This window comes from Pedobacter sp. AC212, from assembly GCF_979258625.1.
Genome location: NZ_OZ409870.1, coordinates 3582914 through 3598683 on the forward strand (window position 1 = coordinate 3582914; position 15770 = coordinate 3598683).

Here is a 15770-nt window from a genome sequence, read left to right on the forward strand (position 1 = left end):
GGGATAAACCAAACGTTCAATACCTTGTGCATTGCCACTGGCTACACTGCTCTCGGGATCTACATTTGTAAGAGCCTTGTTTTTATATAAAGTGGCTAAATTCCTACCTACGATTGAAAAAGTTGCATTGGCTATACCTGCCCTGCTCAGCAGTTTTTTTTGGAAAACGGTAACTAAGTGATACTTCTCGAAGTTTTACAAAACTGGCATCGTAAATAAACTCTTCGGCAACATGCGAAACCTGTTGATAATAAGATTGTACACTTGCGGCTCCTGTTGAAAAATCCGTGTTGCTATTTCCTCGTAATTTTATGGTATTGATAGCACCGCTTTCATTCACGCCTTCCCCAACCAAACCTTCTTCACGCCCGATTAACGTATTTTTGTGTTTACCATTGCTGTACGATAATGCATTGGTTTCTGAATATATAGAAGCGCCCCATTTTGCATCCAAAAGCGTGAATAGAGAAAAATTACCATAACTAAAAGTGTTCGTGAATCCCAACATTTTGTCGTACACCCCATTGGCAAGAAATTCATTTTTAGTATTGTAAAGCGGTAAACCTTGAGCATTGTAAACGACCTGTCCGTTGGCGTTACGTTGATATTTATATCCATATATGCCACCATATCGTTTGCCTTCTTCCAACTGGATAATTACTTCACCACTTTTTGCAGTGGCCATAAGTATTGGTGCATTCTCCGTACCAGGCCCAAGGGTAACTACTTTATTTGCATTTTTTGTAAACGTTGTACTCAGATCCCAAGCAAATTTACCTGCTTTTACCGGTGTGGCTTTTAACAATAATTCAACCCCCTGATTCTCCATCTGTCCTACATTCAGAATGGCCGTTCTAAAACCCGTACTTCTTGAAACCGCAGTTCTCACAATATCATTTTTGATCTGTTTGTTATAATAACTCACATCGAATCCAATTCTGCTGTTAAAGAAATCCATTTCTAGTCCAAGTTCATAATCCGTACTCAATAAGGGCTGTAACTTACTGTTACTTACATTTGTTGTTCCGATATATTGCAAATTATTACTGCCGTAAGCAATCTGTGTTAAAGAGTAACTCAAATCAAGCTGATATGGACTTGTATCGCCGCTAACCTGTGCTGTAGATGCCCTGAGCTTACCAAATGATATTGCGGAAGGCAGTTTAAAAGCATCTGAAAAGACAAAGGATAATGATGCTGCAGGATAAAACAGATTATTATTCTCCATTGGCAAAGTAGAGAACCAGTCATTACGACCAGTTAGGGTTAGATACAAGTATTTATTGTATGAAAGCTCTAAGCTACCGAACAATGAATTGGTTTTTTGCCAGCTTTTACTTGTAGTAGGAAGTTTGGTAGAAAGATTATTAAAAGTATAAACACCTGGCACAACGAAACTATTACCCGAAGTGTTTACAATATCTCTTCTACGTTCTAAGTTATTTCCACCAACAAAAAAGTTCAAACCAAAATTGTGAAATTTTAAATCGTTTAAGCCTAGTATTACCTCATAATTGCTGACAAGGCTCTTGGTTGCAGCTTCTTCCAACTGCCCCAGAGGATAGCTGGTAAACTGATTACCTCCGGGAATATACCTGGTTCTTCCCGCCGCATAGTAGTCACGTGTACCTCTTACCCTTAAATATAACCATTTAGTGAAATCATATTGCAGGCTTATTGATCCGGTAACCCTATCTTTTCCATCACTTTGGTTTACTTTATTGACAGCATAGTAGGGATTAGATATGCTGTTGGCATAACTGAATTCATTTCCATCTGCATCATAGCCAGGATTTAGACTTTCCACATCAATATTTCCAGGCATATAGGCTAATGAATAAAACAAATTTGAAACATTACCACCAATGAATGGTCTGTTTTTTGCCTTTTCAATAGTATAGTTAATGGCAACATCCGCAGTCAATTTCCCGAAATGTGAACTGGTCTTAAGGTTTATCCCTGTCCGGTTAAATTTTGAATTAGGGATGATATCATTATTTCTTAAGTCTGACAAAGAAATTCTATAATTATGGGTATTGTTACTCCCGGATAGCGCAATGGTATTGGTAATTGTGCTACCCGTATTGAAAAAACGATCATAATTATCAGTCACCGGACTAAATGGAACAGTAACTCCATCAAATCTTGTAAGCTCCCCTGTTTTTCAGACCATTCAAAAGTATAATTTTGTCCTCAAATTTCCTGTAATAAATCTACAGGAGATTTGAAGTTCAATGCTTGATGTGGTCGATGGTAATTGTAATCCATCATCCATTCCTCTACTTTCTCCCTTACATCATCCAGGGAGTGAAATATGTATGCATTTAACAATTCTCTTCTGATGCTTCCATTCAATCTTTCAATATACGCGTTCTGTGTTGGCTCTCCTGGCTGAATAAAAACTAGTTCAACATTGTTTTCCTTTGCCCATTCATCCAACTTATGCGAGATGAACTCCGGCCCATTATCCATTCTTATTTTTTTTGGAAGTCCCCTATATTGTTTCAACTCATCCAACGCTCTGATAACCCGCAAGGACGGCAGTGAATAATCTATCTCCATAGCTAGCATCTCTCTGTTGTAATCATCAGCGATGTTCAACAACCTAAATTTCCTTCCATTCCAAAGCGCATCGCTCATAAAATCCATGGACCATACCTCATTTATAGTTTCTGGTACAGACAAAGGCTTCTTGACTCTTTCTGGCAGCCTCTTTTTTGCCCTGCGGCGGATATTAAGCCTCATTGATGTATAAATCCTATAAATCTTTTTATGGTTCCATTTAAGCCCTTTTCGACGCAATCGGTAGTAACACTGCCAGAAGCCTATGGAGACGTGCTTTTCAACAAGAAGTGAAAGCGCATCAACTACTTCACTATCATCCCGTCGTTTATGTTGATAATAATGTTTGCTGCGGTTCAATCCAACGCATTTACAGGCCTGACGATGGCTTATCCTTTTTACCATTTCATCCACTAAATCCCTTTTTTCGTCAGGCGTTAAAGCTTTTTTTCTACAGCCTCCTTGAAAACTTCATGCACGAGGCTAAGATTAGCATACATTTTCTTTAAACGTGCATTTTCTTCCTCCAATGCCTTAAGTTTTGACAACTCTTTTACTTCCATTCCGCCATATCTCTGGCGCCATTTGTAAAAGGCTGCTGTACTTATTCCTAACTCTCTGCAGAGATCGTGCACATTCTTGCCATTCTCATGTTCCTTGATTGCTTTTACAATCTGGGATTCCGTAAACTTGATTCTTTTCATATTGCCAATTAAAATTAATAGTTTTTCTAATAGCCTCGCTGCGCTCGGTCTAGAATTCTACTTTTAACTGGTCTGAATTTGGGGAAGTGCACAATCTTACTGATGGTCTTCCATCTAATCTTGAACCCCAACTTGACGAACTGAAACCTTCTTCCGGTGTAGCAGGAGGTTCATTACCCGTTCCACTCTGCCCATAATCAAATTGAAAGTCAGTAGTGTTAATGAGCTTATCAAAAAGAACCGATGAACTGAAATCAAGTGTGGCTTTACCATTGTTGGATCTTCCTTTTTTTGTTGTGACCAATATCACACCGTTTGAGGCAAGAGAACCGTAAAGTGCTGCAGCAGCATTTCCTTTCAATATACTGATATTCTCAATGTCGTCTGGATTTAAACCGGTGAGACCGTCCCCGTAGTCTACGCCACCATAAGCATCAGGTCCTCCCAATGTTTCAGAATTTATGGGAGTTCCATCTACTACCCATAACGGCTGATTGTTTCCGGTTAGGGATGCCCCTCCCCTGATCACTATTCTTTTAGTACCTGCAACACCGTTTGCGATATTTCCCACATCCACACCTGCAACCTTTCCGGATAAGGCATTAACAATATTTGGAGTCTGTACATTATTGACCATACTCCCATCCAGGGTGCTCACCGCATAGCCAAGACTTTTCTTATTCCTTTTAATATTAAGGGCGGTCACGACAACTTCTTGGAGATTTTTGGAATCCGGGGAAAGAATAACATTGATAGTATTCATGCGATTTACCGCAACTTCTTTAGGTATATATCCTACAAATGAGAACAGCAGGATGTCCTGTTCAGTTACTTTTGCCAGTACATAACCACCAGAATTATCAGTGGTAACTGCCACAGACTTTCCTTTAACGCTTACCGTTACTCCGGGCATACCAGCTCCCGTTTCATCAGTCACCCGCCCTTTAATTTGAATGAGTTTGCTTTGCCCAAAAGAGGTACTGCTGACTAAAGTGCAGAATAACAGCGTTAGCATGATATTGGTAAAAATTGATTTCATTATCTGTTTGATTTAATGTTTTAATGTGGGCAAAAGTATTGTTTGAGGAGCCTGCAGAAATCCTTTTAAAAGTTGATTTTATATACTTTTTTAACATAAAAACACTAAAAAATACCCTTTAACACTAATTTAACAATCAAAAAACAATAGCTTAACAAGCTGTTGGTGATATCTGTAAATTAATAGATACGTGAGGGAATAATGAATATAGAAAAACTGCCAAATTCAGATTTTCTTCAGATTTGGGTTTTATCTTCACAGATATGAAAGTGCTTATTATTGAGGACGAGCCCGCCCTGGCCTCAAACATTGTAGAATATCTTTCCGGGCAAAACTACATCTGTGAGCCCGCACCAACGTTTCAACGGGCTATGGCTAAGCTCAGTCAATATACTTATGATTGTATTCTGCTTGATATTATGCTACCGGATGGAGACGGAATCCGGTTGCTTGAGCAGATCAAAATATCTGAGAAGGGAGATGGTGTAATAATTATCTCCGCAAAGGATTCCCTGGATGACAAGATTCGCGGATTGGAAATCGGGGCAGATGATTATCTTACCAAACCTTTCCATTTGTCAGAACTCGCTGCAAGAATGTTTGCGGTTATTAGAAGAAAGAAATTTGACAATACCAATAAAATCAATGTTGGAGATTTAAAGATTGATATACCTGCAAAATGTGTATCTATAAAAGGAAAACAGATTCTGTTAACCAAAACGGAATTTGATCTTTTAATTTTCTTTATCGGAAATTCCAACAAAGTTATATCCAAGGGCGCACTCGCGGAACATCTTTCAGGAGACTATGCAGATATGTTCGATAATTTTGATTTTATATACGCTCATGTAAAAAACCTCAAGAAAAAACTCTCGGATGCCGGTTTTGAGCATGAGTTGAAAACGGTATATGGGACAGGATATAAATGGGAAAGATGAACAAGCTATTAAGCAAAACGTTTATTTCATTTTCGATCTATGCATTATTTGTCCTTGCAGCAAGTATTCCGGCTTATCATTATCTCGTAGATGGCATTTGGCTTGCAGAATTAGATGAACATAATCAAATCATTGCAAGCAGGACAGAGCATAAACTCAATCAAATGCACCTTGATGACAAACAACTTCAGGAAAGCATCAAACTCTGGAACAGCATTCAGCCTGGCACCAGTCTAAAAGAAGTGGGGCTTGATGTAAAGTTGAAAGACAGTCTTTTTATTGAATTCCGACAAAACCCGTATCTTAAAAGAGTTGAGATCGATCGTTTTCGGGGACTTCGTAAATTAATACATATCAACGGCAAGCCTTTTATTTTGACTATAGAAACTAATGTCGAGGAAACTGAAGAAACCGTAGCTGCGATTGCCTTGGTGACTTTAATATTTTTTGTTATTCTGGTTATGGGATTTTTGGTGCTTAATATGAGGCTGTCAAAAAAACTTTGGAAACCTTTCCGGGCAGCATTAAAAAACCTTAAGGAATTTAACTTAAACCACCAAAAACCTATCGAGTTCCCGGCGACAAATATTCTCGAATTTAGGGAACTCAATCAGGCATTAGAGAAACTTATCGGCCATACGATTTTGGTATACAAGGGGCAAAAAGAGTTTACTGAGAATGCCTCTCATGAATTACAGACACCACTTTCTATCATTAAAGGAAAGCTTAACCTATTACTTCAGGATGAGCCGGTTACCCAAAGACAGTATCAGCTCATCGAAGAGATTGATTTAGCAATCGCCAGGATTACCAGAATAAACAGGAACCTGTTAATGCTTGCAAAAATAGAGAATAACCAATTCGATAATACGGAGCAGGTAAAACTTAGTGAAACATTGTTGAAGACTAAGAGGGAACTCAAAAATAATTACCGGTTGGATGAAACTCTATTTATAGAAAAAATTGATGAAGGAATAACGGTTTCCGCGAATCAGACCCTGATTGAGATTATGGCAGGAAACCTGATTTCCAATGCCATCAGGTACAATACGGTAGGTGGAAAAATAACCATTTCATTAACAAAAGCCCAGCTTACCATCAGTAACAACGGCATCAATTCACTTCCATCCGAAAAACTTTTCAGGCGTTTTTCTTCCGCGAGCCAATACGGAAGCGGACTTGGGCTTGCAATTGTAAAAGAAATCTGCTTTAAAAATGGCTGGGAAGTGAATTATACCTTTGCCGATGGTGTACATATTTTTAACGTATTTTTCCAAAGAGAATAGGAATTCAGAATTAATTCTAAATCTCATCGGACTATTGTAATAAAACATCAATAACCTTATGAGACGATTATTCATACTATCACTTCTTTGCCTGAGCCTTAATGTAGTGGCGCAGCAGGCGACTGACACGACTGAGACAGCATTTACACCAATTGATTCCCTCTCATTTATCAGATCAAAAAAAATGTCAGACAGCGACCTTCAAAAGAAAAAGGAGGGCACTTTTATAACGGGGATTCCGGATTTTTCTTCTGATCCGGTTACAGGTTTTGGCCTTGGTCTCCGAACCAATGTGTTTTGGAACGGCAATCGCGAAAATCCATTGTTTGCTTACACGCCCTACCTGATGAGGTTAAAAGCGAACGCCGCGTATTATACCTCCAATGCCAGGGAACTCATACTATCTTTAGATGTACCTTATTACAAAGGCTCAAGATGGCGATTCAAGCTCGATTTCAAAGCCCAACAGAATCCATCTAATTTATATTTTGGATCAACTCAAGTTACTTTAGGCGAACTGCGCTTGCCATCGGCAGTGGCCGGTTCAGCCGGCTATGCAACCTACAAGGAATTCGACATCGCCCGTAAAACCCTTCGACCGGGTGGACCAGGGGAGGCCGCAACGACGGTAAGCGATGCACTTTCTAACCGCTTCCGGGAAACTGAATTTATGCTGAACCTAAAAGCCGACTATGCGATTGGAAAAGGAGTCTGGCGGATAATGGGGGGCTATGAGATTCAACACCTCGCCTACGCTACATTTGAAGGACTGGAAACCGATGCGGTTGACCCCATTTCCGGGCAAAAGAGAAAGGCGCTTAACGGCACTTCTCTTTTGAGGAGGGATTTTGAGCAAGGCAAAATTTCAGGGCTAGAAGGCGGATGGGTTTCAATTTTGCAGACTGCATTGATATATGATACCAGGGATTTTGAACCTGACCCTACAAAAGGGCTCTATTTCGAGGCCGCGAACGAGTTCTCTGGTAAATTCATTGGTTCACAGTTCAATTTCAACAAACTGTTTTTACAGGGTAGATTTTACCAAAAACTTCCGGTAGGGAAAAGAACAGTATTTGCAGCAAGGTTAGGAGCAGGGAATATTTTTGGAAAGCAGGCTCCTTTTTTTGAATTCCAGGACCAGTGGAGTCCGGATGGAAGTATCAATAGCCTGGGTGGCAGGCAGTCGCTCAGAGGCTACCGGGCGAACAGGTTTCTGGCGAGATCGGTTTGGTTCGCAAACTTTGAGCTCAGGGCCAGAATAGCCGAGATGAAGTGGGGCAAACAAAATTTTGGCTTTGGGATTGCACCTTTTTTCGACGCGGGGACTGTTCGGGACAGATGGCAGGACATCAACTTTAAAAACATCAAGACCTCTTATGGTGCGGGAGCCAGAATTTCCTGGAACCAATCCACCATTTTATTCTTTGACTATGGAATTTCAAAAGAAGATAAGCTATTCTTCTTTGGCATCGGTCAGATATTTTAAAATTAAGACACTACTTACTACCATGATCCTTTAATGCAAATTCAGGATTAGCTTTGCATTAAAGAATCATGTTTAAATGATCTAAGAATCTCTATTTACCGAACTCCAAAACTTTGAAAGTTCCTGAAATTATTTTTGGCCGCTGTCCTTCAACAGTACTTTTCTCAAAATTTGCTGTTGGGAGAAAAATATGATGGGTAACATTATCAAGTGCAATTGTTCTGGCACCAGACTCGGATTTTATAGTTTCTTCTACCACAAATTTATCTGCCGAAACTTCTCTCACTACTGTGATTGTTCCCTCCCCGTTCGAGCTGTAAGCTAATTTTGTTGCTGCATCAAAAACCACTCCGTCAGCTCCATCACCGATTGGTAATTTAGCTATATGTTTACCCGTTTTAGCGTCTAAAACAAGCATTACTTTATTCGAACACACCGTAAAGAGCCTCGAAGTAGTCCGGTCAATGGCCAAACCTGAAGGTTCTTCTCCACCAAGGAGTTTATGGCGGAATAACACTTTGAAAGTTTTACTATCAAAACAAACAATCTCATTTGTATCTTCAATGTTTACATAAATTTTTCCTTTTCCATCAGATACACCAGCCTCCGGCTTTCCTTCCAATGGAATAGTGGCTACCACTTGATCGGTCTGTGGGTCGATAACAGTCGCATCATGGCTTTTTCCATTGAATACAAATACTTTCTGCGAATAGTCATCATAAAAAGTAGCATCTGGGTTTTGGCCAACATTAATCTGCGACATCACAGTTAAGTTTCTTAAATCGAAAACCGTACATGTTGCTGTTTTACCATTGGTGGTATATCCCTTGCCCAGGGCACTTACGACAGCTATTCCATGTACACCTTGTGTATTATGGATTACACCAACCGAATCGCCCGTATTTTTGTTCAAAACATTTACCTGTGTTCCGTGAGAAACAAAAAGGTTATTATTCTTTTGATCGACAGTGAGATAATCCCAACCACCACTGCTCCCAATGGTGTGTGTAGCTAATAAATGAATACCTGTTTTCTTTTGTGCATTTACTGATAGGCCGGTTGCAATCAACAAAGCCATTGTTATAAATTTCTTTTTCATCTGTTTAAATCTGTTCTTTTTTGTGATGTTGGTATCATGATTTAATCATTCCATTGTGTGATTTTCAAATCGTGGCGACTTCATTTTATTTTTGAGTTGAATTTTCTAATGGCTTGTTTGAATAAAATTTACGGATAAGGCTTGGGAGTGCAACCAAAAGCAGTGGCAGGGCTACAATAAACCCACCAATTACAGAAATGGCCAGTGGTTGGTGAAGTTGTGCACCGGCGCCAATGCCCAATGCTAACGGCATCAGCGCAATAATCGCCCCTAGAGCGGTCATTAATTTAGGCCTTAACCGTGTCGAAATAGCGAAAGTAATGGCATCATCTACTTCTTTATCGTGCAACGACTCCTTAAACTGTAAGAAAGTAAAAATTGCATTTTCCCCGATAATGCCCACAATCATAATCAGCCCGGTGTAACTGCCCACATTCAGTGGAGTAGCTGTTATAAAAAGTGCTAAATAACTGCCTGAGATTCCCAAAACAGAAATCAGGAGAATTAAAAATGCTATTTTAAAATCCTTGAAAAGGAATAAAATAACAGTAAAAACAAGCAAACTTGATGAAATAAGGATAGTCAATAATTCAGAAAAAGATTGTTGTTGCTCCTTGTAAGCACCGCCATATTCAATGTGATATCCTGAGGGCAGATTTACTTTTGATTTGATAGCTGACTGAATATCATTCATTACACTTCCCAAGTCGCGGTTATCTAATCTGGCGGTAATGGCACCAATGGTTTGCAGGTTTTCCCTTTCCACTTCAGCACTACCTGGTTTCAGCTCAACTTTAGCTAAATTCTGAATTGGAATGGCAGTTCCATCAGGCAGAAAAATCTTCATCCTCGAGATATCAGAAATACTAAATTTTCTACTACCCGGATAAACCATTCGGATGGGAGAAAGTTGTTGTTTATCATACAAATCACCGATTACATTACCTTGCATGCCCGTTTGAACCTGCAACTGAAATGATGCAGGCGTTACACCGTATTGAGCAAGCATAGCAAAATTAGGCTGAACATTTACGGTTGGGCCAGATAATACAATCCCATCAAACACATCAGCTGTCCCACTTATCTTGGAAACCAAATTTGCTACCTGTTTTGATAAGCCCTGTAATTTTTGCTGGTCGTTACCAAAAATTTTAATCTCGATTGGCTGAGTCGAACTCATTAAATCGCCAAGCATATCGCCAATCACCTGGCCAAAATCGACCACTAATGCAGGCTGTGTACTTTCAACATGTGTTCTGATCTCAGAAATTACCTCACCTGTACTTTTTGTTCTGTTTGGTTTGAGTTGAATCAGGTAATCCCCTGTATTAGGCTCGGTAATGAAAAAGCCCATTTGTGTTCCCGTTCTTCTCGAATAGGCCTGCACATCAGGTATTTTAACAATTTCTTTCTCCACTTCTTTCAACATCCTATCGGTTTCTTCAAGCGATGTTCCTGGAGGCGATGCGTAATCCAAAACAATACTCCCCTCATCCATTTCGGGCAGAAATCCTGTTTGTAAGCGAGGAAAAACGACTGCAATGGAAGCTATTAGGATCAATATAAAAACAAAACTGATATACGGTCGCTGAATAAAATAACGCACCCAATTTTGTGGCTTAACTTCATGAACAACAGCTTGCTTGCCTGATGCATTATTGTGTGAATCTTTTGTGAGCAACAGATAAATTACGGGTAAGCCAATCCAGGTTACAAAAAACGAGCAAACCAGGGTAACAATCATGGTATTGGTCATTACCTGGAAATAAGACCCTGCAACCCCTGTCATAAGTACAAAAGGAACAAAAATCACGATGGTACTAATCGATGAACCCAACATTGCAGGAAAAAGATAATGAATCGCCCTTCCAAGTAAAGGAACTGTAGGTTCATCAGGATACTCCTCGTGTGTACGATGGATTTGTTCTACTACTACTATAGCATCATCAATAATTAATCCAATAGCCGCTGCAATAGCGCCCAAAGTCATGATATTTAGAGAGTAACCGATAAAATAAAGTACAACCACCGTTAGGCAAAGCGTAACTGGAATAGTGATGAGGATGGTTGCGCTGGCTTTAATTGAACGCAGAAAAATAATGGCGACAATGATGGCCAGTACTAATCCTATCCATAAACTATCACGAACGCTTTTGACCGATTCGTTTACAAAATCAGCTTGTACGTAATAGGGTTTGATGGTGATCCCCGCAGGAAGTATGGTTGCGAGCTGACTAACCTTTGTGGCCATTTGGCTCGAAAGGTCAACAAGGTTGGCGTTAGGCTGTTTAATAACTGCAATCAGAATTCCGTCTTTACCATTTGCATTTATTCGGGTATATTCTACACTTTGTTGTATGCTAACCTTGGCAATATCGCCAACTTTTAGTGTACGGTTTCCCTTTCTGGTGAGTACAAGGTCTTCAAGGTCAGTTTTGGTTTTTACCGTTGCATCGGTAACCGAGAGGTATAAATAATTATGGTCGGCTAAATAGCCGTTCGATTTTATAAAATTGGTTTGAGAAAGTACAGTGCTAATTTGATCTGGTGATATGCCTAGCGTTTGCATTTTGGATACATCAAGTTCCAGCCAAAATTCCTTGCTTTTCCCTCCAATAACCCGAATTTCAGATACACCTGTAACTTGTGAAAGAAAAGGTTTCACGGTATAAGTGGCAATCTTTTTCAGTTCAGCAGGCGAATATTTATGGCTCTCCAAGCTATAGCCGCTAACGGGCAAAATGGAGGGGTTCATTTTCTCAACCGAGATGTTTACCCCTGCCGGCAATGTTGCGCTGATTTTTGCAATCTGCGATTCGATTTGTTGCTGGCTTAAATTGATATCTGCTCCAGGATTCATAAATGCCGAGAGCTCGCAACTTCCACGACTGGTTGTACTCCTTACTAATTGTAGATTTGGCACTTGCTTTACCGCATTTTCCAACGGACGTGTAACCGTCACCACCATTCTATCAACTGGTTGCAGTTCAGCATCGGCAATAATTTTAATCTTCGGAAAAGTGATTTCGGGGAAAAGTCCAGTTTTCAGTTGCTGAAAAGAATAAACGCCTCCAACCAGAATAATGACCAGTACGGCCAGAATAGGATTTCTATGAGAGATAAAAAAGTTTTTCATGCTATTTCTGAATCTTAACTTTTGCTGTATCGGCAATTCCGTAGTTACCTGATGTGATAATTCTATCCATTGTTGAAAACTTAGGACTCAACACTTCCGTCGTACTGCTGTTTTCGATGCCTTTCCTCACATTTACTTTTACCGCTGTAGAATCGTTAATGAGTTTCATTACCCAAAATTCATCTTCCGTTTCGTTGGCTAATACCGCAGATTTTGGTAGCACCTGTGCATTTGGATGGCTGAGTTTGCTCAGTTTTACTTTTGCAATTAACCCCTCTGGAATATCTTTGCCTATTGGAACTTTAATAATGTATCGCTGAGTTTGCGCTAATGAATCAACCGCAGGCATTGTTCCAGAAACAGAACCTGTTAATGACGTTCCATCGGGTAGCAATACATTCAGGTTTCCGTTTTGCTTAATGATTTGATTAATCTCGTAGGGCAGGTCTAACAAAAACACTAAACTATTACGATTGCTGATGGTTGCCAAAGCCTCACCATCTTGCACATAATCGCCTTTTTGATGATTAACCTGAACGATAATTCCGCCTTGTTCTGCCCTAATATTTGAAATCCCTGAAAACTTAAAACCAGGATCGAGCTTATTAATGGTATTGCCAATCGATCTTGCTTCTTTGGTAATCAGTGTGAAAAGATTTTGCCCGCTGCCTACTTTTTGACCAGTTTGTGCGTTAGCTTTTTCGATATAACCATTGATGTTTGCTTTAACAAAGCTCTTTTCTAAATAAGCAGACGTTGCAGAAAGCTCAACATATTCAGCCAGTGAACTATCGCTCACATGCGTAATTTGTACTGGTGTAACTGGAGATGGCGTATCTGCTGTAGTTTCAGGTGCTGAACTGCTACAAGAAGAAAGTGTAATTGCAACAGCGATGCTGGCATAAATCAATTTTAAATATTTTTTCATTATCGGTTCCAATAATTATATTGATTAATCAGTTTTAAGCGGCTTATAGTAGTTTGTCTCAGCAGATTTTGTGCAGACATATAATTGTTAATTGCGATTACAAAATCAGCCACCCGCAAATCGCCTGTATGCATCAGTTTACTATCCACATCAATCAATCCTTTACTAAATCTGATTTGATCGTTGATTTTTCCAAAAAGCGAATTGGTTTGCTCAATTTGCTGACGAATTAAATTGAGCTGTTGTGTTTGTTGCCTAACAAAAAATGTTCTGTAATTTGATATGGTTTCTGAGGCCAGATCTAGTTTATTGAACTGCATTTTTTTCTGATGACCATCGTAAATCGGAACAGAAAATGTAAATCCCACACTAGCCCCAAAATTTTTGTATGGCTCAAGCACCAGTGATGAACTATATCCGCCATTGGCATATAAGCCAAGTTTTGGTTGATAATTAAGCACAATGGAGCTTCTTTGATTTTCATTCTTCAAACTATCCAATTCGAATTTCCTTTTAAAAAAACTAATTTCGACGGAAAGCTTATCCGATTTAAGTTTCGGCTCCTCTAACCGGATTGAAGTGGTATCAGCAATTCCAGATAAGTAATTTAGTGTGGCCAAATCATTTTTATACTGCAAAGCTGCTTGTTTTAAGCTTAATTCCTGCTGTTGCAGTGTAACCAAAAAGGTTAAATATTCTGATTGTTTGTAAATATTACTTCTGGTTAAAGTTTTAAGCAAAGCTTCTTCCTTTTTAAGTAAAGCAACCACCTCACTATTAAAATAAACCTGTTCTTGACTGGCAAAAGCCAGAATATATTGGTCGGCAATAGAACGATTTAAATCGAATGTCGACACTTGACTTGCGTACCTAATGGAGTCGCTTTGCAACTTTACGCTTTCTAACTGATTATTAATACGTTTTTTATTCAGTAAATCGTAATTCACATTGAGCAAAGCATCTAACGATTGTCCATTGGTTATGACTTCATCATAACCATAACCATGAATTATCGGTGCATACAATCCGCTTGAGGTTCCAGTGACTTGGGGTTTCCCCGTTGCCCGCACGATCAGACTATCGATACCTGCAGATTTGCGCTGGTTTTCTAAATCCTTTAGTACAGGACTCGAAATTTTCGCCTGGTTAAGGAAAAAATCAAGATTTTTTGTTGGTTCCTGCGCTTTCGCAAAAAGTGAAGCGTTAAGAAGTATACCAATGGAAAAATATTTGAATTTCGTTCTCATTTACTAAAATTTATTCCTTTAGTTAAAACTTGTGCAATTCTGCTAAAAGTTTAGCGGGGCATTACCTTTGGGCTAGTTAAGTGGATTTCTTTATAAATTTAAAATCTTCCGGATAGCATCAAACCCGATGCTCCAGGTTGGTAAAAGGGCATCAAAGTAAATTTGCTATCTTTCTTTTTATTGAATATCTGTTTCATGTAAGGATAAATCAGGTATGCAATCTTAGTCGAGGCAATTCCAAATCCCGCACCAGCAACAACATCGCTGAACCAGTGTTTATTATTGTACATTCTTAAGGTTCCTGTAGCAGTAGCTACAAAATACCCTGCATAGCCAATCCAAGGGTTAACATCCTTATATTCCTGATGTAAAAATTCTGCAGCCATAAAAGCAGATGCGGTATGGCCAGATGGAAATGAATTTTCTCCATTATTATTCGGCCTCATCCTGCCAACGCCCTGTTTAACAAAATGAGTAGAAACCCCCATAATCGCAGCAGAAGTTACATAAAGCATAGAGGCATCAAACAGATTATGTTTGCCTTTTACACCTGAAAGATTTAGTGCATAAACAGCCGCCGCTGGTGCAAACTGTAAATAATCATCAACATGGGCTGCAAACAAAGGATGGTCCTCCTGTAATTCGGCCTTAGTACTCAAATCAAGCTGTTTTAACGCACCATTATCGTAAACTGCTGCAAAGCCATAACCCACCAGAACAGCCGGGGCGATGAATGAGGTCACTTTAAATTTGTTTTTGGGAATAGGATTACCCGAATACCATCTTCCCAAAGAATCTACATTTGAAGTGGTTTTTAACGAATCTACATTTTGAGCAAATGAAGAGCATGTTGCTACTACAAGCAGCAACATGATATAAAAGTACTTAGCCATACTAAGGTTTTACAGGATTACCGTTCGCATCAAACAATAAGTCTTTTCCTTTTACTTCGGCCTCATAGCTTACGCTACCATCAGCTTTTGTAATTTTAGCAGCCTCGGCAACTTTCATTCCTTTTAACTTAAGCATTACAGCGGCCGGAAACTCACTTGTTTTGATTGCAACTTCTGTCTCTATTAAAGCTCCAGATACTGCATAAACTTCAGAAATCTCTTTGCCATTTAAGCTAAAGCCAGCCTCGTAATTTTGTTTTTCCATCTCCCAGTTTACCTTAATTCCAGGGTGATTTTTTGCAAAAGCAGTTTTAACCGCAGCTGGTATTTTTGCCGCTGCAACTTTCTGTGCGAATGTAACGGTGACCATAACGCCCATCAATAAAAAAATTCCAAAAATCTTTTTCATAGTTTTTTTTTCCTCAAAACTATAAGCCAATTATGTAGGAATT

At 39.3% G+C, this 15770-nt stretch carries 12 protein-coding genes; 3 read left to right on the forward strand and 9 right to left on the reverse strand.

The features are described 5' to 3' along the window. Positions 1–103: 103 nt before the first annotated feature. The 3 genes from ACZZZC_RS15285 to ACZZZC_RS15295 all read right to left on the reverse strand — a co-directional run bounded on the left by ACZZZC_RS15285 (position 104) and on the right by ACZZZC_RS15295 (position 4305). Positions 104–2113, reverse strand: a complete 2010-nt coding sequence (locus tag ACZZZC_RS15285; RefSeq protein ID WP_463487562.1) for a SusC/RagA family TonB-linked outer membrane protein — start codon at positions 2111–2113, stop codon at positions 104–106. A gap of 80 nt (positions 2114–2193) precedes the next feature. Further along, a protein-coding gene (locus tag ACZZZC_RS15290; RefSeq protein ID WP_463487563.1) for an IS3 family transposase occupies positions 2194–3266 on the reverse strand; the annotation gives its coding sequence in 2 pieces (ribosomal slippage) (positions 2194–3005 and positions 3005–3266; 1074 coding nt in all). Positions 3267–3315: 49 nt separating this feature from the next. Further along, positions 3316–4305 carry a carboxypeptidase-like regulatory domain-containing protein gene (locus tag ACZZZC_RS15295; protein ID WP_463487564.1) on the reverse strand — a complete coding sequence of 330 codons (990 nt, stop codon included), beginning with the start codon at positions 4303–4305 and terminating at the stop codon, positions 3316–3318. 263 nt (positions 4306–4568) lie between these two features. Here ACZZZC_RS15295 and ACZZZC_RS15300 point away from each other — a divergent pair, with 263 nt between their 5' ends. The 3 genes from ACZZZC_RS15300 to omp85 are packed head-to-tail and all read left to right on the forward strand — an operon-like array spanning position 4569 to position 8015. Next, positions 4569–5243 carry a response regulator transcription factor gene (locus tag ACZZZC_RS15300; protein WP_463487565.1) on the forward strand — a complete coding sequence of 225 codons (675 nt, stop codon included), beginning with the start codon at positions 4569–4571 and terminating at the stop codon, positions 5241–5243. Continuing rightward, positions 5240–6529 carry a sensor histidine kinase gene (locus tag ACZZZC_RS15305; RefSeq protein ID WP_463487566.1) on the forward strand — a complete coding sequence of 430 codons (1290 nt, stop codon included), beginning with the start codon at positions 5240–5242 and terminating at the stop codon, positions 6527–6529. The genes ACZZZC_RS15300 and ACZZZC_RS15305 overlap by 4 nt, the downstream gene beginning before the upstream one ends. A 58-nt stretch (positions 6530–6587) precedes the next feature. Beyond that, the gene (omp85, locus tag ACZZZC_RS15310; RefSeq protein WP_463487567.1) at positions 6588–8015 is read left to right on the forward strand and encodes an Omp85 family outer membrane protein; all 1428 of its coding nucleotides are present in this window, start codon (positions 6588–6590) and stop codon (positions 8013–8015) included. A 91-nt stretch (positions 8016–8106) separates the two neighbouring features. On the opposite strand, the gene ACZZZC_RS15315 is transcribed toward omp85, so the two are convergent. The 6 genes from ACZZZC_RS15315 to ACZZZC_RS15340 form a co-directional block, all read right to left on the reverse strand. Next, the gene (locus ACZZZC_RS15315; RefSeq protein ID WP_463487568.1) at positions 8107–9114 is read right to left on the reverse strand and encodes a YncE family protein; all 1008 of its coding nucleotides are present in this window, start codon (positions 9112–9114) and stop codon (positions 8107–8109) included. A gap of 85 nt (positions 9115–9199) precedes the next feature. Then, a complete protein-coding gene (locus tag ACZZZC_RS15320; RefSeq protein ID WP_463487569.1) occupies positions 9200–12250 on the reverse strand; it encodes an efflux RND transporter permease subunit in 3051 nt (1016 codons plus the stop codon). A gap of 1 nt (position 12251) precedes the next feature. Continuing rightward, on the reverse strand, positions 12252–13178 hold the full coding sequence (locus tag ACZZZC_RS15325; RefSeq protein WP_463487570.1) for an efflux RND transporter periplasmic adaptor subunit: 927 nt from the start codon (positions 13176–13178) through the stop codon (positions 12252–12254). Then, the gene (locus tag ACZZZC_RS15330) at positions 13178–14425 is read right to left on the reverse strand and encodes a TolC family protein (RefSeq protein ID WP_463487571.1); all 1248 of its coding nucleotides are present in this window, start codon (positions 14423–14425) and stop codon (positions 13178–13180) included. Before ACZZZC_RS15330 ends, ACZZZC_RS15325 begins: the two co-directional genes overlap by 1 nt. Before the next feature lie 98 nt (positions 14426–14523). Beyond that, positions 14524–15318 carry a phosphatase PAP2 family protein gene (locus tag ACZZZC_RS15335; protein WP_463487572.1) on the reverse strand — a complete coding sequence of 265 codons (795 nt, stop codon included), beginning with the start codon at positions 15316–15318 and terminating at the stop codon, positions 14524–14526. Between the two features lies 1 nt (position 15319). Continuing rightward, positions 15320–15727, reverse strand: a complete 408-nt coding sequence (locus ACZZZC_RS15340; RefSeq protein WP_463487573.1) for a hypothetical protein — start codon at positions 15725–15727, stop codon at positions 15320–15322. Positions 15728–15770 lie beyond the last annotated feature (43 nt).